Below are 26,874 nucleotides of genomic sequence, written 5' to 3'. Positions count from 1 at the left end.
CTGCAGCGGTTACTATATCAAAATGTCATACGTTCACATGATCGCATTTTGGGATCTTGTTCACCCTTTATCACTTTTAACCCTGGATTCTGTGATGTTCATTGCAGTTTGACTTACCGACAGTTGTTTGAACTATTTGCTGGGTATTGTATGTAACCCACTGATGTGAACGTCGTACATTTTGTGATTACGTAAATACTCCCGACCCAGACGCGTGAATCTATCCCTAAAAATAGCGCGACTCACTGAGTCTTCAGCGAAGCACCAACTCTGTTCCTTGATGAGGAAGAAAAAATGGTTACCGGTAAAAGGAACTACATTCTTTTAAGCATTTTCGATTTTCTCTACCTGTTTGCCTGGTCGTCGACGATGGCCTTTTTTGTTATCTGGACGACCCAGCATTTAGGGATCAGTGCAACCAAAACGGGTTGGCTTTACGCCATTAACGCGTTTATTGCGCTGACAATGCAGCCGTTCTTTGGCTTTATCTCAGATAAATTTGGTACGAAGAAATCCTTAATCTTTCTGATCATTGCTTTGCTGCTGCCTATCGGGCCATTCTTTATTTATATTTATGCCCCATTATTGGTGAGTTCATTCTGGTTGGGTGCCATATTGGGTGGGGTTTATCTGGGGATTATCTTTAACTCTGGTTGCGGGGTTATCGATTCTTATATCGACAAGATATCCCGCCGTTATTCCTTCGAATATGGTCGCGTGAGAATGTGGGGGTCTTTGGGCTGGGCGGCTGCCGCCTATATTGTCGGGCGTAATATTAATGACAACCCTAACCTTTCTTTTTGGCTGGCCAGCATCGCGATTGTTCTGGCGGCTATCTGCTTTATGTTGACTAAAATTGAAGTCACCATTGAAGAAGAGAAAATGACGTCATCACTAAAAGGCGCACATGTTTTTGAACTAGCGAAAAACAAACAGTTTTGGATGCTGATCATATTCACCCTTTTCGTCTCGCAAATTTATGACACTTACGATCAACAATTTGCACAGTATTTCTCTCTTCAGTTCTCAAGTGTTGATATCGGGAATAAATGGTACGGCACGCTGGCGTCTGTACAGGTCTGTTTTGAAACCCTATTCCTTGGCCTGATGCCCTGGTTTGTCAATCGTGTGGGTGCAAAGCGGGCAATGATTATCGCTGGTACCATTATGTCTATACGCATTCTGGGTTCTGCCGTACCACTTGGGCCTGTGTGGATTGCGGCAGTAAAAATGATGCATGCGATTGAAAAACCCTTAATTCTCATCTCCATCTTTAAATTTATCGCGCAGAATTTTGAGCAGAAATTGTCATCGACTATCTACTTGTTAGTCCTGTTTTCCGCATCCATCGCGACGACGATTTACTCCCCAACGGTTGGATATTTGTACGACACGATTGGTTTTGCTAACACCTATATCATTCTTGGCATTATTTCAGGGATCTTTACGCTGTTCTCAGTGTTCTCTCTAAGTAATAAAAAAGACAACGTCATACCCCTTTCTCAGGAGAGAGAGTCTTTAGCATAACGGAGGTAGTGATGAGTAAATTATTCCCGACATTACATTTTTTACACGGTGCAGATTATAACCCTGACCAGTGGCTAAATCAGCCCGAGATCCTTGCACAAGATATTGCGATGATGAAAGAAACAAAGTGCAATGTGATGTCTGTCGGTATTTTTAGCTGGTCTACGCTGGAACCTGAAGAGGGAAATTTCCAGTTCACCTGGCTGGATAATGTGTTAGATACACTCTATGCCAATGGGATTTATGTTTTCCTGGCAACGCCGAGTGGTGCAAGACCCGCCTGGGTATCTGAAAAATATCCGCAGGTATTACGTACTCATAAAAATCTCACTAAAAGCCTGCATGGTGAACGGCACAACCACTGCTATTCGTCACCCGATTACTTACGTTTAACCGGGACCATTAACCAACAATTGGCAAAACGTTATGCGCACCATCCCGCTGTACTGGCCTGGCATATTTCGAATGAATACGGCGGTGAGTGCCATTGCGATAATTGCCAACAAGCATTTCGAAAATGGCTGAAGAATAAATACCAGACACTGGAAAATTTAAACCAGCGCTGGTGGAGTTCATTCTGGAGCCACGAGTATTCCAGCTGGGAACAACTTCACTCACCAGGGCCATTGGGCGAAGAATCAGTACATGCGTTGAATGTTGACTGGCGGCGTTTTGTGAGCGAACAAGTGGCGCTGTTTTGTCGCCATGAAATCCAGGCGGTTAAACCGTACAACCCGGCACTACCCGCCACGACCAACTTCCACGGCGTGTTTAACGATTACGATTATTGGCGACTCGCACAGGAAGTCGATTTCATTTCTTGGGACAGTTACCCGGAATGGCACCAGACGCGGGATCAGCTGCAATTGGCTTCGTACACAGCCTTCACGTTTGACCTGATGCGTAGTCTGAAACCGGGCCTGCCGTTCTTACTAATGGAATCCACGCCAGGAACCACAAGTTGGCAAGGAGTCAGTAAGCTTAAGAAACCGGGCATGCATATGCTTTCGTCATTACAGGCAGTAGCGCATGGTTCTGATTCGGTTCAGTATTTTCAGTGGCGTAAAAGCCGTGGCTCAATTGAAAAATTCCACGGTGCAGTAGTTGATCACGTCGGGCATATCGGCACGCGTGTCGGGCAGGATGTAAAGCAGGTTGGCATGTCGCTGGAGAAACTGGCAGGTGCTGCGGGCGCGGATTATCACGCGGACGTTGCGCTGATTTATGACTGGGATAACCGCTGGGCAGTGAACGATTCAGCGGGACCACGCAACTGTGGCATTAAATTTGAAGAAACGGTACAGCAGCATTATCAGGCGCTGTGGCAGCAGAATATTGCTGTAGACATCGTCTCACGACACTCTGAACTGAGCGCTTATCGCGTGCTTATTGCCCCCATGCTCTATATGGTGGATGACGCATTTGCCGCGCGTGTAAATCAATTTGTGGCCGCAGGGGGTGTCTTTATTGCTACGTACTGGTCGGGCATCGTCAACCCGGACGATCTCTGTTTTACCAACGGGTTCCCGGGTCCGTTACGCGACGTTTTGGGTATCTGGTCAGAAGAAATTGACAGCCTTTACGATGGCGAAACAAATCAAATCAGCATCACCTCGCCAGGCTGGAATGGTGCGGTAGGTGAATATACGTGCATTGAACTTTGCGATTTAATTCATGCGGAAACGGCAGACGTATTGGCTGTTTATCAACATGATTTCTATCAGGGGAGACCCGCAGTAACCTGTAACCTCTATGGCAAAGGGCAGGCATATTACCTGGCTGCCAGAACCGGCGTTGATTTCTTGTATGACTTTTACCAGACCATTACCGATACACATGGCATTTGCGCCTGCACCGCATTACGCCTGCCAAAAGGTGTGGTTGCAACGAGCCGGCAGCAGGATGACGAGGAATATCTGTTTGTGCAGAACTACAGCGACCAGAACGTCACCCTTGAACTGGCAGAAGAAAGCCGGGCTCTTGAGCCTTTGCTTCATCCCGACTTGCTGAACGGCCACCAATACTCACTTCCGGCCTTTGGAATCGACGTTTTTTTATCTAAAGCTTAACCAGTCAGGCATATTTCTCCCCCCCCCAGGCGAATAGCTCTGGGGGGAATTCACTTCACGCTATTTCCGCAAATCATCCATTAGCCCCTCAAACCATCAGGTTAAAACCTGCGCAACTTCAAATATTCGATAACCGTATGGCAACAATCCAGATTTTTGTTGCCGGGTAAAATAGGTTTTGCCACTATGAGTAGAACGTTCTACTAGAACGTTCTACTCACAAAAAAACAGCACGTAATCGGTGCATCTCAGGGTCTCAGGTCGGGGGAAAGCAGCATGAGTCTGTTCTCAGGGTTTGTTAAATCGTTGTCAAAATTATCAATGATTGGTCGTGCGCTGATGCTGCCAATCTCACTGCTGCCTGCGGCCGGTTTGCTGCTGGCGTTCGGTGATAAATTCCATATGCCGTTAATGATGAACGCCGGTGGGGTTATTTTCGATAACCTGCCAATGCTGTTCGCCATCGGTTCTGCGGTCGGTCTGGCATCCGAATCGGGGATTGCAGCGTTATCCGCGGCGGTATCGGTGTTTGTCACCAACATCACCATCGGCACCGTGCTGAGCATCACCCCAGAAATGGCCTCACAGGGCGGGAAATATGCAATGGTCGTCGGCATTCCGACGCTGCAAATGGGCGTCTTTGGCGGCCTGATTTGCGGCGTGCTGGCGGCGTGGTGCTACAACCGCTTCCACAAGATGCAGCTGCCGGAATTCCTCGGTTTCTTCTCCGGCAAACGCTTCGTGGCAATCGCGACGGCGTTTCTGTCGTTCATCATGGGCCTGCTGCTGCCGTATATCTGGTCGCACATTCAGTCGGGCATCGACGCCCTGTCGGTGGTGGTCAACGGTGATAACCAGGCAGCATCGACCTTTATCTTTGGTTTGGTTGAACGCGCACTGATCCCGCTCGGCCTGCATCACATCTGGTATCCATCGTTCTGGTACTCCTTTGGCGATTACACCACCCAGGCAGGCCAGGTGATTCACGGCGACCAGACCATCTGGTTCAAAATGCTGGAAGAAGGCGTGAAATCCTTCAGCAGCGACAGCTACCAGAATGCCGGTAAATTCATGCAGGGTGAGTTCCCGCTGATGCTTTTCGCACTGCCTGCAGCGTGTCTGGCGATGTACCACGAAGCGCATACCGCCAACAAAAAAATCGCAGCGGGGATCTTGTTCTCTGCGGCCCTGACCTGTTTCCTGACCGGCATCACCGAGCCGGTTGAATTTACCTTCATCTTTGTGGCGCCAATTCTGTACGTCTTTAACGCCATCATGGCCGGTCTGGCCTACATGACGATGTACCTGATGCACGCCCACATCGCCAAATCGTTCTCCGCCGGCTTCATCGACTATCTGTCGTTCGGTATTCTGCCGTCGTTTAACGGCTATCAGACCAACTTCCTCAGCGCTGTGATCATCGGCATCCCGATGGGGCTGATTTACTACTTCACCTTCCGTTTCGTGATTCGTCGCTTTGATGTCAAAACGCCGGGCCGTACCAGCGTGACCGCCAATGCGAACGACAAAACCGATACTGAAATCGCGACTGAAATTATCGGCCTGCTGGGCGGCGCGCAGAACATTGACTCCGTCGGTTCCTGCATCACCCGTCTGCGTCTTGAAGTGGCGAAGAGCGATATCGTGGACAAAGATGGCCTCAACGCCGTCGGCGCTCGCGGAGTGGTCTTCATCGGGGACAATGGTATCCAGGTGATTTTTGGTGCCAGAGCGCAATTTATCGCACAAACCATGTCGACGATGATTGGCAAATAAGCGGAAGATGGTACGCTGTCCACGTCTCCTGCCCGTGCGGGAGACGTTTTTTATCTGTTTGATTGCGGCGAGTTTTTCAGGGAGCAGGTTTGAAAAAAGTCAGCATTATCGATGTGGCGAAACAGTCGGGCGTCTCCGTCTCCACCGTCTCTTTGGTTCTGCGTCAGAAAGGTAAAATTTCCGACGCCACCATTGAGAAAGTTCAGGCCGCCATCGCCCAACTCGGTTACGTGCATAACGTTGCTGCCGCCAACCTGCGTTCCAATACGTCCAATCTGATAGGCCTTATCCTGCGCGATTTCAGCGACAGTTTTTCCATCAAGGTGATGGCCAGCGTGGTTCAGGAACTGGAGAAGCAAGGTTATATGGTGTTTCTCGGTCAGCCGCAGGACGACCACGCCAGCCTCGAGCGTTGCCTGCTATCGTTCAAACAACAGGGCGTAGCGGGCGTGATTTATCTGGCTTCCGACACCAAACGCCCTCACCTGCCGGAGCAAATTCGCGCGTGTCCTTTACCGTTAGTGGTGGTTTCCCAGTCGCTGATGGAAGAGAACTGCAATCTGGTGATGCGCGATAACCGCCAGGCGGCGAGCCTTGCGACCCGCTATCTGATTGAGCGTGGACACCGCAGCATTGGCTATATCGGCGGTCAGGACGAGTGTCTGATTCGCCAGCAACGGCTGCAGGGTTTTCGCAGTGCGCTGGTGCAAAATGGCATGGTATACAAAGAGGATTCAGCCCCGGCATGCAGCGATGATACGCATGCGGCCAGCATCGCCACCCGGCATCTGCTGGAGAAAAACAACACCCTCACCGCCCTGCTGTGCCACTCTCCGGACGCGATGATCGGCTGTATCAACGGTATTCATCAGGTCGGGCGTACTATCGGGAAAGATGTGTTCCTGACCCAGCAAGTAGCGCTGATCGGCTTTGAAGATATGCTGCACATCAATCTCACCTCCCCGTCATTCACTTTTGTCTCCTCCGCCAGTGAAGAAACGGGCCGACAGGCGGCAAGTCTTATCATCCGTAAACTCAAAGAACCCGAGTTACAGACGCAGAAAGTCACGCTGTCAGGCCAGCTGATCGCCCGCGAATCAGCATAAAAAAGCCCGGTGGCGCTACGCTTACACGGGCCTACGTTTTTCATTGTAGGACCGGTCAGCACAGCGCCACCGGGCAGTTAATCCAAATGACGTGTTACTTACGACGCCAGGTTGTCCCCTGTGCACCGTCTTCCAGCACGATACCCATTTCGTTCAAACGGTCACGCGCCGCATCCGCCGCCGCCCAGTCTTTTGACTGACGCGCGTCCAGACGCTGTTTGATCAACGCTTCTATTTCAGCCACTTCGCCGTCATCTGCCTGCGCGCCGCCCTGTAGGAACTCTTCCGGATCCTGCGCCAACAGGCCCAGCACGGCAGAAAGTTTACGCAAATGTGCCGCCATGGCGTTCGCCGCAGCCACATCTTCGCCCTTCAGACGGTTCACTTCACGTGCCATATCAAACAGCACGGAGTAGGCTTCAGGGGTGTTGAAATCGTCATCCATCGCATCACGGAAGCGCGTTTCAAACGCGTCACCGCCCGCCGCCTCTACGCTGGCATCAGTACCGCGCAGCGCGGTATACAGACGTTCAAGCGCAGAACGTGCCTGCTTGAGGTTATCTTCGCTGTAATTTAGCTGGCTGCGATAGTGGCCGGACATCAGGAAATAACGCACGGTTTCCGCGTCGTAATATTTCAGCACCTCACGCACGGAGAAGAAGTTGCCCAGTGATTTGGACATTTTTTCGCGGTCAACCATCACCATCCCGGAGTGCATCCAGGTGTTGACGTACTCACCCTCGTGCGCACAGGTGGACTGCGCGATTTCATTCTCATGGTGCGGGAACATCAGGTCCGAACCACCGCCGTGAATATCGAAATGGGAACCGAGCTGTTTGCAGTTCATGGCGGAACATTCGATGTGCCAGCCTGGACGCCCGTCACCCCACGGTGATGGCCAGCTTGGTTCGTCGGCTTTGGACATTTTCCACAACACGAAGTCCATTGGATTACGCTTCACGTCAACCACCTCAACGCGGGCACCGGCCTGAAGATTGTCGAGATCCTGACGCGACAGCAGGCCGTAGTTTGGATCGCTCGGCACCGAGAACATCACGTCGCCGTTGGCTGCCACGTAGGCATGACCTCGTTCTATCAGGCGTTCGGTTATTTCGACTATTTCATGAATATGGTGCGTAGCACGCGGTTCGTTGTCCGGGCGCAGGATATTCAATGCATCAAAATCGTTGTGCATTTCGACGATCATGCGATCAACCAATGCCACAAAATCCTCACCGTTTTCATTAGCACGCTTGATGATTTTGTCGTCAATATCGGTGATATTACGCACGTATTTCAGCTGGTAGCCAAGAAAACGCAGGTAGCGCGCTACCACGTCAAAGGCCACAAACGTACGGCCGTGGCCGATATGACAGAGATCGTAAACGGTAATACCACACACGTACATGCCGACAACTCCTGCATGAATAGGTTTGAATTCCTCTTTTTGGCGCGTCAGTGTATTAAAGATTTTTAACATTGAAGATTCCATGTAAACGAGTGTGATCGTAAAGCGAATATTCTACCTGTAATTCGATCCGGAAGCAGCACGCAATGCAAGGTGATCGAACCCGGCGGTTATGCTATAACAACCCCCTATACGTGACCCGCCAGCGGGTATTCGCACCACAATATCGGAACAGGATGCAAAAATGGTTACTTTCCACACTAATCACGGCGATATCGTAATCAAAACGTTTGATGATAAAGCGCCTGAAACAGTTAAAAACTTCCTGGACTACTGCCGCGAAGGTTTCTACGACAACACCATTTTCCACCGTGTTATCAACGGTTTTATGATCCAGGGCGGCGGCTTTGAGCCGGGCATGAATCAGAAAGAAACCAAAGATCAGATCAAAAACGAAGCGAACAACGGCCTGAAAAACACCCGTGGTACGCTGGCAATGGCCCGTACTCAGGCGCCACACTCCGCTACCGCACAGTTCTTCATCAACATCGTTGATAACGATTTCCTGAACTTCTCCGGCGAAAACCTGCAAGGCTGGGGTTACTGCGTATTCGCAGAAGTGGCTGAAGGCATGGACGTTGTTGATAAGATTAAAGCCGTGGCAACTGGCCGCAGCGGCATGCACCAGGACGTTCCTAAAGAAGACGTTATTGTGACAAGCGTGACCGTTAGCGAGTAATTCGTGGCGACACTCTTTATTGCAGATTTGCATCTGCACACAGAAGAACCGGCGATCACCGCCGGTTTTCTGCGTTTTTTACGAGGTGTTGCCCGCAGCGCGGACGCGCTGTACATTCTCGGCGATCTATTTGAAGCCTGGATTGGCGATGACAGCCCTGAACCGCTTCATCGTGAGATAGCACAAGAAATCAAAGCACTGGTCGATTCTGGTGTGCCCTGTTTCTTCATCCACGGCAACCGTGACTTTCTGCTTGGCAAGCGTTTTGCCCGTGAGAGTGGCATGACGTTACTGCCCGAAGAGCAGTGTCTGGATCTGTATGGCCGAAAGGTGTTGGTCATACACGGCGACACGCTATGTACAGACGATCCTGGGTATCTGGCCTTCCGCGCCAAAGTTCATCAGCCCTGGCTGCAAAGGCTGTTTCTGGCCCTGCCGCTATTCGTTCGCCGCCGCATCGCCGCCAAAATGCGCGATGACAGCAAGAACGCCAACAGCCATAAATCGATGGAAATCATGGACGTCAACGCCCACGCTGTGGTCGATGTGATGGAAAAGCATCAGGTGCAATGGCTCATTCATGGGCATACCCATCGCCCGGCGATTCACGAGCTCACCGCAAACGGGAAACCCGCTTTTCGTGTGGTGTTAGGCGCGTGGCACAGCGAAGGATCGATGGTCAAAGTGACCACCGATAACGTCGAATTAATCGCCTTCCCTTTCTGAACTGCCTTTCTTAAGCAAAAAACTTAACCGCGATCGTCTTTCGGACCGAGGAAATAGAAGCCAAACGGCAGTGAGCCAATGATGGTGAACATAATGCTGTAGATAGTGGCCCATGCGCCCTGAATGAAGTACATCGACACGCTCCACTGATCCATCGGCAGATTGTATTGATCTTCAACCCCCTGGAACGTGACTTTAGACACCACCGTTACCGCAATAATGAAAACGATAGCAACGGCGGTCAGAAATTTTTTCCCCTCCGGGGTGCGAAGTATTGCCAGCATACCTTCTCCTCATGAAATGCTGCGCTGCGTAATATGTCTGATGACGACGCAGTCGATATTTTCCTACAGGTAAGTCCATGCGTGACTTTACCGTATTTCTCCTCCTTATGGGTCAGATTTACAGGAACAGAAAAACAGGCACCGCATTCACCGCTTTCATGACCGCGCAACCGTTTTCCTTGGCGTTTTTCCGTGCTATTCTCTGTGGCCTTCAAAGCAGTGTGTTCCACACCCACAGGAGTTTTAAGACGCATGTCTTCCCGCAACAATCCGGCGCGAGTCGCCATCGTGATGGGGTCCAAAAGCGACTGGGCTACCATGCAGTTTGCCGCCGAAATCTTTGATTCCCTGAATGTTCCACACCACGTGGAAATCGTCTCTGCCCATCGCACGCCCGATAAACTGTTCAGCTTTGCCGAAACGGCAGAAGACAACGGTTATCAGGTGATTATTGCGGGCGCAGGCGGTGCAGCGCATTTACCAGGTATGATTGCAGCGAAAACTCTGGTTCCCGTGCTCGGCGTACCCGTTCAGAGCGCAGCCCTGAGCGGTGTGGATAGCCTCTACTCTATCGTCCAGATGCCGCGCGGTATTCCGGTGGGAACGCTGGCGATTGGCAAAGCAGGAGCCGCCAACGCCGCCCTGCTGGCCGCACAAATCCTTGCTACACACGACAGCGAATTGCATCAGCGCCTGGCCGACTGGCGTAAAGCGCAAACCGACGAGGTTCTGGAGAATCCGGACCCGCGGGGTGGTGCATGAAACAGGTTTGCGTCCTCGGCAACGGTCAGTTAGGCCGCATGCTGCGCCAGGCCGGTGAACCGTTGGGGATCGACGTCTGGCCGGTCGGCCTCGAAGCTGATCCGGAAGCCGTGCCATTTCAGCAAAGCGTCATTACGGCTGAAATTGAGCGCTGGCCAGAAACCGCGTTAACCCGCGAACTGGCGCGTCATCCGGCGTTCGTTAACCGCGACGTCTTTCCGATAATCGCTGACCGCCTGACGCAAAAACAGTTGTTCGACAAGCTGAGTCTCGCCACCGCGCCGTGGCAGCTGCTGGCAGAGAAAACCGAATGGCCCGGCGTGTTTGATGATCTCGGCGAACTGGCCATCGTTAAGCGCCGCACCGGCGGTTATGACGGGCGTGGTCAGTGGCGCTTGCGCAGCCACGAAACCGAACAACTGCCGGACGACTGCTATGGCGAATGCATCGTTGAGAAAGGCATTAATTTCAGCGGTGAAGTGTCGCTGGTCGGTGCCAGAGCGCATGACGGTACGACGGTGTTCTATCCGCTGACCCACAACCTGCATCAGGATGGTATTCTGCGCGTCAGCGTCGCCTTCCCGCAGGCTAATGCAGAGCAGCAGGCGCAGGCCGAAACCATGCTCACGTCCATTATGAATGAGCTGAACTACGTCGGCGTGATGGCGATGGAGTGCTTTATCACCCCTGCCGGGCTACTGATTAATGAACTGGCCCCACGCGTGCACAACAGCGGGCACTGGACGCAAAACGGTGCGTCCATCAGCCAGTTCGAACTGCATCTGCGCGCTATCACTCAACTACCGCTGCCGCCACCGGTCATCAACAGTCCATCAGTAATGGTCAACCTGATTGGTACAGACCTGAATACGGACTGGCTGAAGCTGCCACTGGTGCATTTGCACTGGTATGCGAAAGAGGTGCGTGCAGGCCGGAAGGTCGGCCATTTAAACCTCAATGACAGCGACACCGATCGTTTAAGCGCCACTCTTGAAGCACTGGTTCCACTGCTGCCGCCGGAATATACCAGCGGAATTACCTGGGCACAGTCTCAGTTGCCGTAGTCCTCTTGCCCGGTGGCGTTGCGCTGCCGGGCACGTTAACGACTGTCTCACTCCAGACTGATACAGGTTCCCGCCTGCCCGGCCAGAGTCTCCTCAATGCGCGACAGGGCGCCAATCCACGCAGGTTTCCCGAGACGGGTCACGTACCCACTAACAGCGGCAACTTTTGGCCCCATCGCACCATCGGCTTTGGCAAACGGGGCCAGCTCCTGCGGCGTCGCCCGGCGTATCGCCCGTTGCTGCGGCGTGCCCCAATGTTGATACACCGCATCCGCATCGGTCAGGATAACCAGCCCGTCGGCCTGAATATGTTCAGCCAACAGCGCCGCCGCCAGGTCTTTGTCAATCACAGCTTCCACCCCTGCCCCGCTTTTCAGCACCGGCACACCGCCACCGCCGCCACAAATCACCACATGTCCGGCCTGTAACAGCAGTTCGATGGCGTTGATATCCATGATCTGCTGCGGGACCGGCGACGGCACCACGCGGCGTATATGCTTGCCATCGCGCTTCATAGTCCAGCCGTGACAGGCTTCCAGCTGCGTTTGCTGCTCAGGCGCATACACCGGGCCGATAAATTTCTCCGGAGCGCTGAATGCTGGGTCATCTTTCGCCACCGCTATGCGTGTCATCACATTGGTCACCGGCGGCATGTCTGCCTCAGTGCTCAGGCGCTGGGCCAGCATATAGCCAATCATGCCCTGACTTTCCGCCACCAGCACATCGAGCGGGTAAGGCGTGACGCTCTCCTGATAGGCGAGATTTTGCAGAGCCAACAACCCAACCTGCGGGCCATTACCGTGCACAATCGCCAGTCGATAATGCTTTGCCAGCCGTGCCAGTGCAGGCACTGCGCTGGCGATATTGCGATACTGATTTTCTACGGTCAGCGCTTCTCCGCGCTGAAGTAATGCGTTGCCGCCGAGGGCAACCACCAGAGTTTTCATTGTGTTCCCTTGATAATCTGTTGTGCAGCCCAGAACCCCAGCAGCGTATCCGCCCCGGAGGTATGGCCGAGCGCCAGCACGGCGTCAATGGCTTCATCCAGGCGTCGTTGATGGCTCAGGGCATGGGCGAAATGCAGCAACGGTGAGGAAAAACAGCCCATCGCCGCATAGTGCAAATAATTGACGCTCACGGCTGTCGTCACCTCGGTCAGTGCACTGGACGCGGCAAAAAATGGCGCGGCGCGTGAAAGGTTCAGCGCGCCAAAGTACCAGGCCGCCAGCAACATCCCGGTCAGCGTATCGTCATGGCTTGGTGTGAGGCCGGGGCCTTTGCCAAGCCACTCCCGCCAGTCAACCGCCTGCCCGTTCAGTGCCACGCCAAAGGCATGCGCAAACTGGCGTAACTCATTGGGCAACGGCAGCATTGACGCCTTCCATAACGGACCAAACAGCCCGGTTTCTGCCGCACGCTGCATCTCGCTGGCCGCTAAACGATACGGTGTAGAGGGTGGCACGAGGCGCAGCGAACAACGCCGTTGCGGCGCGCAAATGGTATAACCGCCCAGCGTCAGCGAATGCGCATCTGACCCCACCCGGCTAGTCGGGCCGAGAGCCTGACGCAGCTGATCAAAATCATGGCCGCGTAGCACCCATCCGGCAGGGCTAATCCCGCTCCCGATGCGATGCAGCGTCAGCATCGCATCGGCGCCACTCTGCAGATTGATACTGCGCCGCCAGATGCCTGCCAGCTGCCAGCGCTGATCGGAGTGCGTGGCCTGCAGGCTACCGATCAACGGCGCAATAAGGCGCATTTAGTTCACGCCCAGCTCATCGGCCAGCGCCAGCAGCGCCTGTTCGAAGCAGCCCAGCGGCGCCCTGACCGTACCCGCACCAATCTGGCCAATCCCGGCCTCCTGGTGAGCAATCCCGGTATTGATCAACGGTGTGATCCCGGTTTCCACCACTCTCCGGATGTCCAGCCCCAGACAGGCGCCCTGGAAATCCCAGCCGGGGATTTGCAACTGCATGTTGCGCTCGACGAAGATTTCCGCCATTTCCTCAGAAACCGATTTCGCCGCTTCCATGCCCCCGGCCCCGACAAAACGGGTCACCCCCGGGGCCGCAATCATCGCCGCGCCGCCGATACCAAAAGTTTCGGTAATGGCGCTGTCCCCCATATCTGGGTTGGCCTGCTGCTGGCTGAAACCGGTGAAGAACAATCCCTGCGGCGTGTTGACCGGCGCGGTAAACCAACGCTCACCCAGACCGCTAACGCGAATGCCGAACTGATTACCGTTGCGGGTCATGGCGGTCACGATGCTGCCTGCCCGCACCTGCGCCCCGGCGTCCATCGCCGCTTTGCAGTAAGCCATCGCCACGTTGAGGAAGAACTGATCGGTGAGGCTAAGGAAATCGAGGACTTCGGCAATCTGCTGCTTATCATGATTCAGACGGGCAATCTGTGGGGCCAGCACGCGCATCAACAGCGCTGAGGTGGCGATATTGCGCTGATGGAATTCATCTCCCATGGTGATGCCCTGCGCCATCATAGCGGTCAGATCGATGCCACGATCAAAGGTGTCCAGCGCCGCACTCAGCACCGGCCCCAGCACGTCACGCATCCAACGCAGCCGCTGTTGAACGTCTTCGCCATACGCGCCAAAGCGCATCACTTTGCCGATCCCTTCATTTAGATTGCAAAAAGCGCGGTTGCCGTCAGTAATGTTCTCCACCACCAGCATCGGCATACTGGCGGAGGTAATACCGCCCATCGGCCCCACTGCGTTAACGTGATGACAAGGAATAAACGTGACCTGCCCGCTTTCAAGCAACGCCAGCGCACTGTGCTCATTGGCAGCCCAACCTTCAAACAGGCAGGCCCCAATGCAGGCCCCTTTCATCGGGCCGGTCATCTCCTGCCAGCGCATTGGCGGCCCGGCGTGCAGCAACGTTTTTCCCTGATTAAGCACAGAGATAAGCGAGGCGGCGGGTTTGACATCTAGCCAGTGAGGACGCGCCTGACGAATACGTTCGATTACTGCGACATTGGCTTGCGCCACGGATGTAAACATTGGAACCCCTTATTGCAAACGTTCTAATAAACGCGCCAGTTGTTGATTGCCGCCCGCCACGGGCATCCATGAGTAATGCACCACTGGGGTGTCGACAGCCTGTAAATCCAGAGCAAAACTGCGCAACCCGGCATTGATCACCGCCACACCTTCCAGCAGCGCCGCTGTGCTTTTTGCGATGTGAACCGGACGTGGGTGCAGTAATTCCACCGCCAGCAGGGTCGCTTCTGGCAGAGAATTGACTACCGCTATCCCGGCATCTTCCAGAATGGCAATTTGCATCGAACGCACCTGCGGATCGCGCTCAGTACCGGTGACAGTGGCGATAACCTGAAGTGGATGTGTCGTGCTTCGTCCCGCCTGTGCTTTGGCGATGGCCTCCACCAGAGGCCCGGCAGGATCGTCGGTCGCGCCATAGCCGAGTACCACATCGAGCAGCAGAACGCTGACGTCAGGCTGCTGCGCCAGCCCGGCAACCAGCTGGTTGCGCAGGGACGGGTCGATCATCGGATGTGGGCGGCCCACGGTGTAAAAATCATCGCCCAGATCGATAACCTGATGTCCTTGCGCATCCAGCATTATGCCGTGATGATGCTGTGGGTCAGGTTCGATCCCGAGGTGGCTGGCCAGCAGCATCGAGGCTTCTGCCGCCAGGGTGCCGCCAGTGTACAGCCCGCGCAAAACACCTCCGGCAGCCGGCGCGCAGGTATCTACCCGGCTCGCGACTCGACTCGCAACGCGTGAAAGCAAGCAGGCCAGCCGGGCTGCCTCATCCAGGGTGGCGGCAAACCAGACGTTTTCATCGTGGGTAACCGGAGAGACATAGCCGAGGAACAGCGCCACCACAGGTTTCCCGCTGGCTTTCATCGCCTGAATGACCCGATGGCGTACAGTTTCTGCGGGAGGTTTGGACACAAAGACCAGTACCTGGCTTGGCGCATCGCTCGCCAGCATCTCCAGCGCGGTCAGCGCGCTGATGCCTCCCACTTGCTCGCTAAGATCACGCCCACCCAGCCCAATGGCGTGAGTTATCCCTTCTCCGGCGAGGGCGATTTGTGAAGTGAGCTCCTGGATACCGGTCCCGGAGGCGCCGATAACGCCGATATTTCCCTTGGGCATGACGTTGGCGAAAGCCAGCGGCGTCCCGGCCAAAATCGAGGTGCCACAGTCTGGCCCCATTACGAGCAGACCGCATTCACGGGCACGAGTTTTGAGTGCAATTTCATCATCGAGCGTGACGTTATCGGAAAATATCATCACGTTTTTGCCGCTTTCCAGCGCCTGATGCGCCAGCCCGGCGGCATACTCTCCGGCAATGGAGATCAGCAGTAAATTGGCTTGGGGCAGCTTTTGACAGGCGCTTTCCCAGCGTTTCACCTGGACCAGCGACTGACCGTTACCCGTCCCCTGTGCCAGGGCTACCAACGCGGCATCGAGTTGCTCAACAATCTGCTGAGTAACCGTTGCGTCATCAGCCAGAGTGCGAATCGCCACGCAGATATCATTCGGCGTCGCCTGCTGAAAATCGTCATGCCAAAAACCGGTGGTTTCCAGCAAGGCTTTATTGGCGGGCGTGCCCATCATTACCGACACGTCCTCTACGCTTTCAGATTCGCTTAATTTACGAGAAATAATCATTAAGCTGACCGAGTCCTGAAAGCATCCTTTTTTTATAAAGGCATGGTTCATAACCCCTCCCCAATAATTACACCGTGCATAAATACACTGGCGCTGTTAATTTGGCTCAAGGCTATACAGCAAAAGCGTGATTAAGGGTGACAGGCATCACACCCCATTTATTACACGAATTATTCGAACAGTCCCTTTGGCATTACTCGTATAATTTTAAATACCCGACTCATTAAAAGCTTCTACAAAAATAAACTGGATTATCAAATTAATTCTAACTATCTGACTTTATCAATCCGGATCACATATTCAATTTATTTTCACGGTATGTTGACGCTCATTCAGCTCTCCACCGTTGTAAAAAGGAAGACCGATGAAAGTCAGCCGGGAAACACTCTTTCAACTTATTCAGAAGAAGTTGACCAAAGCAGGGCTTAATAGCGACCACGCCGCCACCGTTGCCGAAGTACTGGTGTTTGCGGATGCGCGGGGTATCCATTCTCATGGCGCCGTCCGCGTGGAGTATTACGCAGAGCGCATTTCCAAAGGCGGTACTAACCGCAAACCGGTCTTCCAGATGGAACAAACCGGCCCCTGTTCTGCCGTGCTTCATGCGGATAACGCTGCCGGTCAGGTTGCAGCCAAACGGGGAATGATGCACGCCATTGAACTGGCCCAGGAAAAAGGTGTGGCGGTGGTCGGCATCAGCCGGATGGGTCACAGCGGCGCTATCTCCTATTTCGTGCAGCAGGCTGCCCGGGCGGGTCTGATCGGCATTTCACTGTGCCAGTCCGATCCAATGGTAGTACCGTTTGGTGGGGCAGAGATTTACTATGGTACCAACCCGCTGGCCTTCGCCGCGCCGGGTGAAAACGGCGATATCATGACCTTTGACATGGCGACCACCGTGCAGGCATGGGGCAAAATTCTTGATGCCCGCTCGCGTCAGGAACCCATCCCCGCGACCTGGGCCGTCGATAGCCATGGCGCCCCAACCACCGATCCGTTTGCCGTCCACGCGCTGCTGCCCGCCGCTGGGCCAAAAGGTTACGGACTGATGATGATGATTGACGTACTGTCCGGTATTTTGCTCGGATTACCGTTCGGCAAACAAGTTAGTTCAATGTATGACGACTTAAGCCACGGACGTAATCTCGGCCAATTGCATATTGTCATAAACCCGGCCTTTTTCTCTTCCAGCGAAGTGTTCCGCCAGCATTTAAGTCAAACCATGCGTGAATTAAATGGCATTCAGCCTGCACCAGGATTTAACCAGGTGTATTACCCTGGTCAAAATTTAGATCTTTATGAAAAGGAATCAACAACCCATGGCATAGAGATTGTTGATGATATTTATGACTATCTGGTTTCAGACGCGATATACACCCGTTCGTATGAGACGAAAAATCCGTTTGCCCAGTAATAACAGGTTTTAATATATGGATAATGTATTTCGCAAAGCGATAGAAGACACACTGCCATGGCTTTCAACTTTCGGTGCCGACCCGAGTGGCGGAATAACCCGCTTGCTTTATTCGCCGCAGTGGCTGGAGACCCAGCAACAATTCCAGCAGCGGATGGCCGACGACGGCCTGGAAACCCGGTTTGACGCAGTCGGAAATCTTTTCGCCCGCCTGCCTGGCACCCGCTATCCCGATGAGGTGATCCTCAGCGGGTCGCATATCGACAGCGTGGTCAACGGCGGCAATCTCGATGGTCAGTTTGGCGCGCTGGCCGCCTGGCTGGCTATTATCTGGTTGAAAGAGACCTACGGTCCACCGCTACGCAGCCTGGAAATGGTGGCGATGGCAGAGGAAGAAGGCAGCCGTTTCCCGTATGTGTTCTGGGGCAGCAAAAACATCATGGGCGAGGCCAACCCTGCCGACGTGCGTGATATCAGCGACGCGCAAGGCATTGGCTTTGTCGAGGCAATGCACGCCTGTGGTTTTACCCTGCCTGCCACAACTCTCCCGGCACGCAAGGACATCAAAGCCTTTGTCGAGCTGCATATCGAGCAGGGGCGAGTCCTCGAAACGCACCAGCAGGCGATTGGCGTAGTACATGCGATTGTCGGCCAGCGCCGTTATACGGTCACGCTCAGCGGTGAGTCTAACCATGCGGGCAGCACGCCGATGAGCTATCGCCGCGATACGGTGCACGCCTTTAGCCGCATTTGCAGTGAATCTGTCGCCAAAGCGCGGGCGGAGGGCGATCCGCTGGTACTGACCTTCGGCAAGGTCGAGCCGCAGCCCAATACCGTGAACGTCGTGCCGGGTAAAACGCTGTTTACCATCGACTGTCGCCACACCGACGCCCAGGCCCTACAGCAATTTACCGAGCGCCTTGAAGTGGATATGCGCCAGATTTGCCTGCAGGAAAATGTCGACATCGATATCGACTTGTGGATGGACGAAGCCCCGGTACCGATGGACGCCGACCTGGTAGCGCAGCTTACCACCCAGTGTAAATCGGAAAACCTCAACTACCGCGTCATGCACAGCGGTGCAGGCCATGATGCGCAAATTTTTGCCCCGCATGTCCCGACCTGCATGATTTTTATCCCCAGCATCGGAGGCATCAGCCATAACCCGGCAGAACGTACTCACATGACCGATCTGGCGGAGGGCGTCAAAACGTTGGCGCTGATGCTTTATCAATTGGCTTATAAGGAACTGTAACTATGGGATATCTGAATAACGTTATCGGCTACCGGGATGATTTACTGGCCAGCCGTTCCATCGTCCGCCATGGTAACTATGCCCTGCTGACGCCAGATGGTCTGGTGAAAAACATCATTCCTGGCTTTGAAGGTTGTGACGTCACGATCCTTTCTACGCCAAAGCTGGGGGCAACCTTCGTTGATTACCTTGTCACCCTGCATCAGGACGGCGGCAACACGACAGGCTTTGGTGGCGAAGGTATCGAAACGTTCCTCTACGTTATCGGCGGCAGAATTAGCGTCGAAGCCGGTGGCGAGCGTTTTGCGCTGACAGAGGGTGGCTATCTGTACTGCCCGCCAGATATGCTGATGACCTTTAAGAATCAGCAGGCTGCCGACAGTCAGTTATTCCTCTATAAGCGCCGCTATATACCGGCTGCGGGTCACGCGCCGTATCGGGTATGCGGCCATGCCAGCCAGCTGGAGCAAATCCATTACGAAGGTATGGATGACGTCATCCTGCTCGATTTCCTGCCCAAAGAGCTGGGTTTTGACATGAACATGCACATTCTTTCGTTTGCGCCAGGTGCCAGCCACGGCTATATCGAAACGCACGTGCAGGAGCACGGAGCCTATATTCTTTCCGGCCAGGGGGTTTATAACCTCGATAACAACTGGGTGCCGGTGAAAAAAGGCGATTACATCTTTATGGGCGCGTACTCGCTGCAGGCAGGCTATGGCGTTGGACGCGGGGAAGCCTTCAGCTATATCTATTCGAAGGACTGCAACCGCGACGTGGAAATTTAGTTTAGCTATGTTGGCTTGAGTTTGTTCTGTTTAGCCACGGCAACCGCCGTGGCTTTTTTTTACGCCATCAACTGACCGATCCTGATGGCACAGGCAATGTTTCGCGCACAGTGATACAAATTGTTTTGGCCCTCGGCCAATACCTCAGGCAGCGGTGCAAGGCGCGGCAAAATGCTGAACACTGCGTCGATACCGTGCTGATGAACCACTTCCACTCCCTCACCTAACACGCCCGCAATGCCGATCACCGGCACGTTAAACTGCTTCGCCACCCGGGCCACCCCCATCGGGGCTTTACCGCCGATGGTTTGTGAGTCGATACGCCCTTCCCCGGTTACCACCAGCGTCGCCCCATCAATCGCCTGCGCCAGACCTACCGCCTCAATCACGATATCAATCCCCGGTTTGAGCTGCGCATTAAGGAACACCACGGCCGCAATGCCCATCCCACCCGCGGCACCGCCGCCCGGGAGCGTGCTTACCTCGATATCGGTCAACGTTTGCAGCACCCCGGCATAGCGGGTTAAACCGCTCTCAAGCGCCTCAACCATACCCGGTGTTGCACCTTTTTGTGGGCCAAACACCGTTGCCGCGCCGCGCGGGCCAATCAGCGGATTATCCACATCGCAGGCCACCTCTATCCGACACTTTTTCAGCAGCGGATCTACCCCCTGCAGATCGATCCGCACCACGTGCAACAGGGTTCCGCCGCTGGCTGCCAGTTCCTCGCCCTGAGCGTCAAGAAAACGTGCACCCAGCGCCTGCGCCATGCCCATGCCGCCGTCTATGGTGGCGCTGCCGCCGATACCCAAAATGATATGCCCGATCCCGGCCCGCAACGCGTGGCGGATAAGCTCTCCGGTGCCATAGCTGGTCGCCCGCAGCGGGTTTCGCGCATCAGGCGCCACCAGCATCAACCCACTGGCCGCGGCCATCTCAATCACCGCCGTTGCACCATCCCCGGTCACGCCGTAGAACGCCTCAACCGGCGTTCCCTGTGGACCAGTCACCGTCACCGGGACAATCTGTCCCGAGGTGGCAGCGACCATCGCCTCAACGGTGCCTTCGCCGCCATCAGCAATCGGTAAACACAGATATTCCGCGTCGGGAAAAATAGCGGAGAAACCCGCCTGGATTGCCTGTGCGCATTTTTGCGCACTGAGGCTCTCTTTGAATGAATCAGGGGCAATCACAATTTTCATGCTACATCCTTACGATAGGGAGATTATTTCAGCCGTTGCCACGGAATGAGGTTGTCCATCGCCAGAGCCATCAAAATACCGACCAGCAAACCGTTACTCAGTAACGGCCGCACGATCAGCGGTACCGCCTGTAAATAGAGCGGCGGCAAGCCCATCAGGAAAATACCGGCGAACAGCGGCAGCGCCAGACGGTAGCAATTGCGCGGGGTCAGGGTCAGTTGTTGACTGAAAGCCAAACTTGAATAGAGCAGCGGCAGATAGGACACCAGCATGACCGCACTGCTGACCGCCAGAGGTAAAGTGCAAAACAGTCGCGTCAGCGGGGGAAACACTGCAACCGCCAGACAACACAGGCTACCGATGACAAAAGCGCGCCGCGTGCTGTCTCCGGTCTGGGTAATCAGCCCAATGGAAGAAACAAACGGAGAGAACGGCACCACGCCAAGCGGAACGGTGAACACGGTCATCACCCCAGAAACGATAAAACTGCGGGAATACGGCGAAGTGCCTGCTGTTTTCTGCGGATAAAAAACGTCCGTACCGCGTAACGCCCCGTAGGTATTAGAGACGTTAACGATGCCAGCCAACAGCGCGGTCAGGATAATGCCGGGCTTCAATTCACCGCCATGGCCCAGCGGGAAGAACTGCCAGTGTGCGCCCGGGTCGCTGATTGACGGCGCGGGATAGCACAAACGCCAGGCGAGCCAGCCTACCAGCGTTCCCACCAACAGTGCGTAGCGGGACACCCGAGTCGGCAGCAAAATAATCATCCCGATCACCAGCAACATCACCGCCAGCGCCAGCAGAAAAGGCAGCATCTGCACGCCCTGTGCCACGTGGGCTGCGCCGAACGGCAGGCCAAGCATGCCTTTGAAAAAGATACTGGTGAGCTGCGCACCGAGCAGCAGCATAAACACAACCATCACCGCCGGGCTGAACCAGCCTGCCAGCCGTTGGCCAAGCCCACTTGCGCCCAACAGCAGCGTGAGGATCCCGGAGCAGCCAATCCCCACCGCCAGGCTCCAGGCAATGCTGTCGACCGGTGTGCCGCGTGCGGTTTCCGCGAGGGTGACGGTTAAAATAGTGCCCCACCACAACCCGGTTGGCCCTTCCATGATTGCCCGTCGATGCCCCAAAAAAGCCTGTGCCAGGCAGGCCAGCGCGGTGCTGAGAAAAGCGAACTGGATCAGGGTAAACAGGGCGGCATCGGGAAGCTGAAAGGCCGATTGCAGCGTCGGTGGAACCACGACGGTATTGCAGAAAATAAAGAAAAACCACTGGAAACCGGACAGCGCGCTATCGCGGCTTAAAGACACATTCATCATCACATTACCCAGAAAAAAGCATGCCCATCCGAGGATGGGCATGCATGACCGCGTTATTGCTGGTGTTTAAGAATGAACTGGCCTTTCGGCGCGATTGGGAAGCCCGCTTCGATGTCGTAAATCACATCGCCGCGCAGCAGCGTTTTGGTAATGCGCGCCCCGATGGTACGACCCACGTATGGGCTGACTTTATGACGGTATTCCAGGTCCTCGTTTTTCAGCACGTAGCTGCTGTTCGGCTGGATAAAGACCAGATCGGCATCTTTGCCTGGGGCAATTCGGCCTTTGTTCTGCAAGCCGAAAATGTCAGCCGCGTTGGTGGCCATCAGCTTGCCGAACATCGCCAGCGACATGCCGCGCTTTTGCACCGCTTCGTCAAACATCACGTCCATACAGCTTTGCAGACCGGCGATGCCGCCCCACGCCTGCATGATGTTGCCTGCTTTCATATCCGGTGGGCACGGCGAGTGGTCAGAAACCAGGCAGTCGATTTCACCCTTGAACAGTTTGTCCCACATCCCTTTCTGGTTTTCCGCATCGCGGATCGGCGGCGAGCATTTTGCCAGAGTACCAATGGCTTCAAACTGATCGGTATCCAGCACGAAGTAATGCGGGCACGATTCGCAGGTCACGTCTTGTCCTTCCTGACGGGCACGCGTGACTTCTGCCACACCTTCCGGGCTGCTGACGTGGCACACATGCAGGCGACAACCGGCAGATTTCGCCAGATACAGCACGCGACGAATGGCTTCCACTTCGGTAAACACCGGACGCGATGCCACATAATCATGGGCGGTCACGCGGCCTTCTTTTTTGGCTTCGTCACCCAACTCGTCACAAATCAGGGCGTTTTCGCAATGCACCAGCACCGGCTGGCCGAGCTTCGCCAGCGTCTGCGCGCCTTTATAAAATTGCCAGTCGTTCACATCACGGAAATCGTTGTCGATACCACGATCGCCGCAGGTGGCGACAAAGCATTTGAAGCCAACCACGCCGACTTCATCGAGTTCGTGCAGACGGTCGAGGTTGTAGGACACCAGTCCACCAAGCTGCGCGGCATCAATGGTGAGCTTGCCTGCAGCGGCGTCGAATTTCAGTTCAATACTGGCGCGATCGACGGTGGCTGGCAGCTGGTTGAGGGGCATTTCAATCATGGTAGTGATCCCGCCCTTCGCCGCCGCACGCGTTCCGGTGGCATAGCCTTCCCAGTGGGAGCGACCCGGCTCAGAAATGTGGGTATGGGCATCCACCATTCCGGGTGAAACCACTAATCCACTGGCGTCCATCACCTCTTTGGCCTCGCCCAGATCTTCGCCCAGAGCAACGATTTTGCCGTCTCGGACAGCGATATCAATCACTCGGGCTTCATTTTCCAGAATAACAGTGCCGTTCTTAATAATCAGATCGTAAGACATAATATTCTCCGTGTAGGTACAGTTGTTTTTATTTACGCATTACCTGGTGCTAGCTTGCTACATGTTGTTTAGGAGCCGGTTCATTCACCGCACGTTTTTTCAATAAGGCGTAAGCGACAAACGCAAATATGACGCCGACAAACCACGAAACGCGGGATAACGGTTCCAGCAGAGGGATAAATTTTCCACCGAGGGATAAAATAACGGCGGCAACGGTGACGGAAAACGCCGTCAGGTTAAAACCGTTATCGTAATATTGATAATCACCTGCGGCGGTATACAGTTCATCAAGATTAATATTCCCACGCATGACCACAAAATAATGGGCCATCATGACACCAATCACCGGACCTAACATGCCGCCGATAATATCGAGGAATAAATAGATGCTGTTCTGATTTTCCATAAGCTTCCACGGGCAAATCAGCAGACTAATAATACTGGCAATCAGTACGCCGTTTTTATACGTCAGTTTGGTCGGGGCAATCGCGGCAATTTGATAGCCTGCCGGAATAATATTCCCGGTGGCGTTAGTCGAAATAGTCGTCATCAGAATAACCAGCACCGCAAAGAATGAGGCAAACAGGCTGTCCCATTTCTGCACAATGTCCAGCACGTTCCAGGTGTCCATACCGTAATGGATACTGGCTCCGGCAATAATGCACACGCCCGCCACCGCAAACAGCACATAGGCCACAATCAACCCCAGCGTTTGTCCCAGCGCATGGGCGCGAAACGAGGACGCATTTTGCGTAAAATCAGAGGCGCTAACCGCAGGTGCCGCCCAAACCGCCACTACCGCGTTGATCACCACCAGAAACAGGAAGCCGCTGTGCTCAGCTTTTTGCACCCCGGCCGGTAAATAGTCCAGAATCGGGCCGATACCGGTTAATGAAATTGCCCAGATAGCCATGCCGCCAAACACGATATAGATGCAGGGATTAAGGATCGCGGTGAACTTATTCAGCACTTTCCCGCCACCAAAACCGATGCCAACGTTAACCAGCCAGAAAAGCAGGAACGCAATCAGCCCCGGTAGAGACAGCCCCAGCAATGTAAAATCGCCGCCCAGCGTCAGGAAAGCGGGCCAGATTTTGCCGAGCAGAATAAGAAATGCCAGCGACCCGGCGTAGCACTGCAAACCGAACCACATAATGGCCGCGATACCACCTCTTAAAATGCCAGGAAATAACGCACCACGAATGCCGTAAGACGCACGCAGGATCATCGCAAACGGCACGCCGTATTTACTGCCTGCGGCACCGTTCATTACCATTACTGCAGCAATAAAAAAGGCGCTAATAATAATTGCCAGCATAATATTCAGCGTCGACAAACCGAGAATAAAAAACCCACCGACCATTACATAATTAGGGACGTTATGAACCGACCCCATCCATAAGGTAAAATAATTAAAGCTTTTCCAGTTGCGTTGACTTTCTAGTTTGGGTAAGAGATCGTCGCTGTAACCGCGTTGTTGGTAAAGACTTCTTTGCTGTTCCATAATGCCCTCTTTTCACGTATCGGAATAACGCTTTCACGGGTTTAGCTATGCGGAACAAAACGATGAAACTTCCCGCCGTCATAGCGGCGGGTTTAATTTTTATGCAATTTTATGGTTGGCCATTAATTCCAGTGCCTGCACCAGAGCCGAATGATCCAGCTGGCTGCCACCGTTGGCAGCGCAGGTATTAAACAATTCCTGACAGGTCGCGGTGTTTGGTAAATTTACGCCCAGCGCCCTGGCACTTTGTAGCGCAAGGTTAAGGTCTTTCTGATGTAAGGCGATTTTGAAGCCCGGGCTAAAGGTGCGCTTGATCATACGCTCACCGTGTACTTCGAGGATACGTGAAGCGGCAAAACCGCCCATCAACGCCTGGCGTACACGAACCGGATCGGCCCCGGCCTTCGAGGCAAACAGCAACGCTTCCGATACGGCTTCAATGTTCAGCGCCACGATAATCTGGTTCGCCACTTTACAGGTCTGACCGTCACCGTTACCGCCTACCAGGGTGATATTTTTCCCCATAATCTCAAAGAGCGGTTTCACCTGATCAAACACATCCTGATCGCCGCCGACCATAATTGAAAGTGTGCCTTCACGAGCACCTATTTCGCCCCCGGACACTGGCGCATCGAGATACTCACCGCCAAGTTCATTGATCTGCTTTGCAAAGCGCTTGGTTTCAATCGGTGAAATGGAGCTCATATCGACGAGGATTTTGCCCTTCAGGGACGTTTTCGCACAGCCGTGCTCACCAAACAGCACCTCGTCAACCTGAGGGGTATCAGGCACCATAATAAAGATAATGTCTGATGCTTCCGTCACCTGGCGCGCCGTCTCGACATTTTTCGCACCGGTGGCCAACAGTGCCTCAGCCACCGGACCGATAGTGGTCACGTGGAGCGAATGACCGGCTTGTGCCAGACGCAGCGCCATCGGCGTGCCCATAATGCCCAATCCAATAAATCCCAGTTTCATGCTATTTCCCTCTTCGTTTTCTGAATTCAGGCAACAGTTATCCCGCCGGATTTACGGTGAAATAAACGCTGCCTGACAAAAGACTTATTTTAAATAACGACTCATCCAGCCTATTCCGGCTTCGGTGGTAGTGACGGGTTTATATTCGCACCCGACCCAGCCGTCGTAATCTGATTGCGCAATCACTTCAAACAGGTAGTCGTAATTAATTTCCCCGGTTCCCGGCTCACCACGATGTGGGTTATCAGCAATTTGCAAATGACCAATATACTCAGCCTGCTTTTGCATCGTCAGCGTTAATTCCCCTTCCATGCGCTGCATATGATAAATGTCATACTGAATTTTGACGTTGCGACAACCGATATCCTCAATCAGCGCCAGCGCCTGCTGCGTGCCGGTCAGATGGAAACCCGGGATATCGAAGGGGTTAATTGGCTCGAGCAGCAACAGCAGGTCTTCTTTTGCCAGTGCGTTTGCGGCAAAACGCAGATTATCCACCAGCGTTGTATGAACCTGTTCCGGGCTGAACTGCGTCGGGGTTTTGCCTACCAGGCAGTTAATTTTGCGGTTGCCTAACGCTTTGGCATAACGCACGGCCGCCAGCACTCCTTCTCGAAACTCCGCTTCGCGCCCGGGAATACAGGCTATTCCGCGTTCCCCGGCGGCCCAGTCACCCGCCGGAAGGTTGTGCAGCGTATGTTCCAGAGAGTTCTGCTTCAGGACCTGCTGGAGCACATCGATGTCGTAGTCATACGGGAACATAAACTCGACGCCGCGAAATCCGCAGGCCGCCGCTTTGGCAAAGCGGTCGAGAAAGTCATATTCCGTAAACAGCATCGAGATATTGGCAGAAAAACGTAACATGGTGCGCCTTC

The 26,874-nt window shown here is 54.1% G+C and carries 23 protein-coding genes; 11 read left to right on the top strand and 12 right to left on the bottom strand.

What is annotated here, in order from left to right:
• Positions 1 to 294: 294 nt before the first annotated feature.
• The 4 genes from MUU46_RS16180 to malI all read left to right on the top strand — a co-directional run bounded on the left by MUU46_RS16180 (position 295) and on the right by malI (position 6,478).
• The gene (locus MUU46_RS16180) at positions 295 to 1,527 is read left to right on the top strand and encodes an oligosaccharide MFS transporter (RefSeq protein WP_159752609.1); all 1,233 of its coding nucleotides are present in this window, start codon (positions 295 to 297) and stop codon (positions 1,525 to 1,527) included.
• Between the two features lie 11 nt (positions 1,528 to 1,538).
• Positions 1,539 to 3,596 carry a beta-galactosidase gene (locus MUU46_RS16175; RefSeq protein ID WP_258966052.1) on the top strand — a complete coding sequence of 686 codons (2,058 nt, stop codon included), beginning with the start codon at positions 1,539 to 1,541 and terminating at the stop codon, positions 3,594 to 3,596.
• Positions 3,597 to 3,872: 276 nt separating this feature from the next.
• Positions 3,873 to 5,372 carry a PTS transporter subunit EIIC gene (locus MUU46_RS16170; protein WP_258966051.1) on the top strand — a complete coding sequence of 500 codons (1,500 nt, stop codon included), beginning with the start codon at positions 3,873 to 3,875 and terminating at the stop codon, positions 5,370 to 5,372.
• Positions 5,373 to 5,461: 89 nt separating this feature from the next.
• Complete coding sequence (malI, locus tag MUU46_RS16165; RefSeq protein ID WP_159752603.1) at positions 5,462 to 6,478, top strand: Mal regulon transcriptional regulator MalI; 1,017 nt, start codon at positions 5,462 to 5,464, stop codon at positions 6,476 to 6,478.
• A 94-nt stretch (positions 6,479 to 6,572) separates the two neighbouring features.
• On the opposite strand, the gene cysS is transcribed toward malI, so the two are convergent.
• A complete protein-coding gene (cysS, locus tag MUU46_RS16160; protein WP_258966050.1) occupies positions 6,573 to 7,958 on the bottom strand; it encodes a cysteine--tRNA ligase in 1,386 nt (461 codons plus the stop codon).
• A 172-nt stretch (positions 7,959 to 8,130) separates the two neighbouring features.
• Here cysS and ppiB point away from each other — a divergent pair, with 172 nt between their 5' ends.
• Both ppiB and lpxH read left to right on the top strand, forming a co-directional pair.
• On the top strand, positions 8,131 to 8,625 hold the full coding sequence (gene ppiB / locus MUU46_RS16155) for a peptidylprolyl isomerase B (RefSeq protein WP_159752599.1): 495 nt from the start codon (positions 8,131 to 8,133) through the stop codon (positions 8,623 to 8,625).
• Positions 8,626 to 8,628: 3 nt separating this feature from the next.
• Positions 8,629 to 9,351 carry a UDP-2,3-diacylglucosamine diphosphatase gene (lpxH, locus tag MUU46_RS16150; RefSeq protein ID WP_159752597.1) on the top strand — a complete coding sequence of 241 codons (723 nt, stop codon included), beginning with the start codon at positions 8,629 to 8,631 and terminating at the stop codon, positions 9,349 to 9,351.
• Positions 9,352 to 9,374: 23 nt separating this feature from the next.
• On the opposite strand, the gene MUU46_RS16145 is transcribed toward lpxH, so the two are convergent.
• Positions 9,375 to 9,635, bottom strand: a complete 261-nt coding sequence (locus tag MUU46_RS16145) for a DUF2534 family protein (protein WP_159752595.1) — start codon at positions 9,633 to 9,635, stop codon at positions 9,375 to 9,377.
• 252 nt (positions 9,636 to 9,887) lie between these two features.
• Between MUU46_RS16145 and purE the strand changes: the two genes are divergently transcribed.
• Positions 9,888 to 10,397: a 5-(carboxyamino)imidazole ribonucleotide mutase gene (purE, locus tag MUU46_RS16140; RefSeq protein ID WP_258966049.1), complete on the top strand. Its 510-nt coding sequence runs from the start codon at positions 9,888 to 9,890 to the stop codon at positions 10,395 to 10,397.
• Complete coding sequence (gene purK, locus MUU46_RS16135) at positions 10,394 to 11,461, top strand: 5-(carboxyamino)imidazole ribonucleotide synthase (protein ID WP_159752591.1); 1,068 nt, start codon at positions 10,394 to 10,396, stop codon at positions 11,459 to 11,461. Before purE ends, purK begins: the two co-directional genes overlap by 4 nt.
• A 47-nt stretch (positions 11,462 to 11,508) precedes the next feature.
• Here the strand turns inward: purK and MUU46_RS16130 are convergent, their stop codons facing one another.
• From MUU46_RS16130 to MUU46_RS16115, 4 genes are read right to left on the bottom strand one after another with little or no spacing between them, the layout of a single operon-like run.
• Positions 11,509 to 12,408 (bottom strand): carbamate kinase, encoded by a 900-nt coding sequence (locus MUU46_RS16130; RefSeq protein ID WP_258966048.1) that lies wholly within the window; start codon positions 12,406 to 12,408, stop codon positions 11,509 to 11,511.
• Positions 12,405 to 13,220, bottom strand: coding sequence for an oxamate carbamoyltransferase subunit AllH family protein (locus MUU46_RS16125; protein WP_258966047.1), 816 nt, complete (start codon positions 13,218 to 13,220; stop codon positions 12,405 to 12,407). Before MUU46_RS16125 ends, MUU46_RS16130 begins: the two co-directional genes overlap by 4 nt.
• On the bottom strand, positions 13,221 to 14,480 hold the full coding sequence (locus MUU46_RS16120; RefSeq protein WP_258966046.1) for a YlbE family protein: 1,260 nt from the start codon (positions 14,478 to 14,480) through the stop codon (positions 13,221 to 13,223).
• A 9-nt stretch (positions 14,481 to 14,489) separates the two neighbouring features.
• Entirely contained in the window at positions 14,490 to 16,169 is a 1,680-nt protein-coding gene (locus tag MUU46_RS16115; protein ID WP_258966045.1) for an acyl-CoA synthetase FdrA, read from the bottom strand.
• 313 nt (positions 16,170 to 16,482) lie between these two features.
• Here MUU46_RS16115 and allD point away from each other — a divergent pair, with 313 nt between their 5' ends.
• The 3 genes from allD to allE are packed head-to-tail and all read left to right on the top strand — an operon-like array spanning position 16,483 to position 19,575.
• Positions 16,483 to 17,532 carry an ureidoglycolate dehydrogenase gene (gene allD / locus MUU46_RS16110; protein ID WP_159752581.1) on the top strand — a complete coding sequence of 350 codons (1,050 nt, stop codon included), beginning with the start codon at positions 16,483 to 16,485 and terminating at the stop codon, positions 17,530 to 17,532.
• A gap of 16 nt (positions 17,533 to 17,548) precedes the next feature.
• Positions 17,549 to 18,787 carry an allantoate deiminase gene (allC, locus tag MUU46_RS16105; protein WP_258966044.1) on the top strand — a complete coding sequence of 413 codons (1,239 nt, stop codon included), beginning with the start codon at positions 17,549 to 17,551 and terminating at the stop codon, positions 18,785 to 18,787.
• A gap of 2 nt (positions 18,788 to 18,789) precedes the next feature.
• Positions 18,790 to 19,575: a (S)-ureidoglycine aminohydrolase gene (gene allE / locus MUU46_RS16100; protein ID WP_258966043.1), complete on the top strand. Its 786-nt coding sequence runs from the start codon at positions 18,790 to 18,792 to the stop codon at positions 19,573 to 19,575.
• 59 nt (positions 19,576 to 19,634) lie between these two features.
• Here the strand turns inward: allE and glxK are convergent, their stop codons facing one another.
• From glxK to hyi, 6 genes are all read right to left on the bottom strand, one after another.
• Positions 19,635 to 20,777 (bottom strand): glycerate 3-kinase, encoded by a 1,143-nt coding sequence (gene glxK, locus MUU46_RS16095; RefSeq protein WP_258966042.1) that lies wholly within the window; start codon positions 20,775 to 20,777, stop codon positions 19,635 to 19,637.
• A 23-nt stretch (positions 20,778 to 20,800) separates the two neighbouring features.
• Positions 20,801 to 22,102, bottom strand: a complete 1,302-nt coding sequence (locus MUU46_RS16090; protein ID WP_258966041.1) for a uracil/xanthine transporter — start codon at positions 22,100 to 22,102, stop codon at positions 20,801 to 20,803.
• 53 nt (positions 22,103 to 22,155) lie between these two features.
• Complete coding sequence (gene allB, locus MUU46_RS16085) at positions 22,156 to 23,517, bottom strand: allantoinase AllB (protein WP_159752571.1); 1,362 nt, start codon at positions 23,515 to 23,517, stop codon at positions 22,156 to 22,158.
• Positions 23,518 to 23,566: 49 nt separating this feature from the next.
• Positions 23,567 to 25,021, bottom strand: coding sequence for an allantoin transporter (locus MUU46_RS16080; RefSeq protein ID WP_159752569.1), 1,455 nt, complete (start codon positions 25,019 to 25,021; stop codon positions 23,567 to 23,569).
• A 99-nt stretch (positions 25,022 to 25,120) separates the two neighbouring features.
• On the bottom strand, positions 25,121 to 25,999 hold the full coding sequence (gene glxR, locus MUU46_RS16075) for a 2-hydroxy-3-oxopropionate reductase (protein WP_159752567.1): 879 nt from the start codon (positions 25,997 to 25,999) through the stop codon (positions 25,121 to 25,123).
• 84 nt (positions 26,000 to 26,083) lie between these two features.
• On the bottom strand, positions 26,084 to 26,863 hold the full coding sequence (gene hyi / locus MUU46_RS16070) for a hydroxypyruvate isomerase (RefSeq protein WP_258966040.1): 780 nt from the start codon (positions 26,861 to 26,863) through the stop codon (positions 26,084 to 26,086).
• Between the last annotated feature and the right edge of the window lie 11 nt (positions 26,864 to 26,874).

Origin of the sequence: Scandinavium tedordense (genome assembly GCF_024764965.1) — a bacterium.
Taxonomy (GTDB): Bacteria; Pseudomonadota; Gammaproteobacteria; order Enterobacterales; family Enterobacteriaceae; genus Scandinavium; species Scandinavium tedordense.
The sequence above is the reverse complement of the archived record's forward strand: the minus strand, read 5'-3'. Positions and strand labels throughout refer to the sequence as shown.

What these genes read in the sequence shown, in the direction of transcription:
- MUU46_RS16180 (WP_159752609.1), top strand. Translation starts at nt 295, where the DNA reads ATGGTTACCGGTAAAAGGAACTACATTCTTTTAAGCATTTTCGATTTT.
- MUU46_RS16175 (WP_258966052.1), top strand. Translation starts at nt 1,539, where the DNA reads ATGAGTAAATTATTCCCGACATTACATTTTTTACACGGTGCAGATTAT.
- MUU46_RS16170 (WP_258966051.1), top strand. Translation starts at nt 3,873, where the DNA reads ATGAGTCTGTTCTCAGGGTTTGTTAAATCGTTGTCAAAATTATCAATG.
- cysS (WP_258966050.1), bottom strand. Translation starts at nt 7,958, where the DNA reads ATGTTAAAAATCTTTAATACACTGACGCGCCAAAAAGAGGAATTCAAA.
- ppiB (WP_159752599.1), top strand. Translation starts at nt 8,131, where the DNA reads ATGGTTACTTTCCACACTAATCACGGCGATATCGTAATCAAAACGTTT.
- MUU46_RS16145 (WP_159752595.1), bottom strand. Translation starts at nt 9,635, where the DNA reads ATGCTGGCAATACTTCGCACCCCGGAGGGGAAAAAATTTCTGACCGCC.
- purE (WP_258966049.1), top strand. Translation starts at nt 9,888, where the DNA reads ATGTCTTCCCGCAACAATCCGGCGCGAGTCGCCATCGTGATGGGGTCC.
- purK (WP_159752591.1), top strand. Translation starts at nt 10,394, where the DNA reads ATGAAACAGGTTTGCGTCCTCGGCAACGGTCAGTTAGGCCGCATGCTG.
- MUU46_RS16130 (WP_258966048.1), bottom strand. Translation starts at nt 12,408, where the DNA reads ATGAAAACTCTGGTGGTTGCCCTCGGCGGCAACGCATTACTTCAGCGC.
- MUU46_RS16125 (WP_258966047.1), bottom strand. Translation starts at nt 13,220, where the DNA reads ATGCGCCTTATTGCGCCGTTGATCGGTAGCCTGCAGGCCACGCACTCC.
- MUU46_RS16120 (WP_258966046.1), bottom strand. Translation starts at nt 14,480, where the DNA reads ATGTTTACATCCGTGGCGCAAGCCAATGTCGCAGTAATCGAACGTATT.
- MUU46_RS16115 (WP_258966045.1), bottom strand. Translation starts at nt 16,169, where the DNA reads ATGAACCATGCCTTTATAAAAAAAGGATGCTTTCAGGACTCGGTCAGC.
- allD (WP_159752581.1), top strand. Translation starts at nt 16,483, where the DNA reads ATGAAAGTCAGCCGGGAAACACTCTTTCAACTTATTCAGAAGAAGTTG.
- allC (WP_258966044.1), top strand. Translation starts at nt 17,549, where the DNA reads ATGGATAATGTATTTCGCAAAGCGATAGAAGACACACTGCCATGGCTT.
- allE (WP_258966043.1), top strand. Translation starts at nt 18,790, where the DNA reads ATGGGATATCTGAATAACGTTATCGGCTACCGGGATGATTTACTGGCC.
- glxK (WP_258966042.1), bottom strand. Translation starts at nt 20,777, where the DNA reads ATGAAAATTGTGATTGCCCCTGATTCATTCAAAGAGAGCCTCAGTGCG.
- MUU46_RS16090 (WP_258966041.1), bottom strand. Translation starts at nt 22,102, where the DNA reads ATGATGAATGTGTCTTTAAGCCGCGATAGCGCGCTGTCCGGTTTCCAG.
- allB (WP_159752571.1), bottom strand. Translation starts at nt 23,517, where the DNA reads ATGTCTTACGATCTGATTATTAAGAACGGCACTGTTATTCTGGAAAAT.
- MUU46_RS16080 (WP_159752569.1), bottom strand. Translation starts at nt 25,021, where the DNA reads ATGGAACAGCAAAGAAGTCTTTACCAACAACGCGGTTACAGCGACGAT.
- glxR (WP_159752567.1), bottom strand. Translation starts at nt 25,999, where the DNA reads ATGAAACTGGGATTTATTGGATTGGGCATTATGGGCACGCCGATGGCG.
- hyi (WP_258966040.1), bottom strand. Translation starts at nt 26,863, where the DNA reads ATGTTACGTTTTTCTGCCAATATCTCGATGCTGTTTACGGAATATGAC.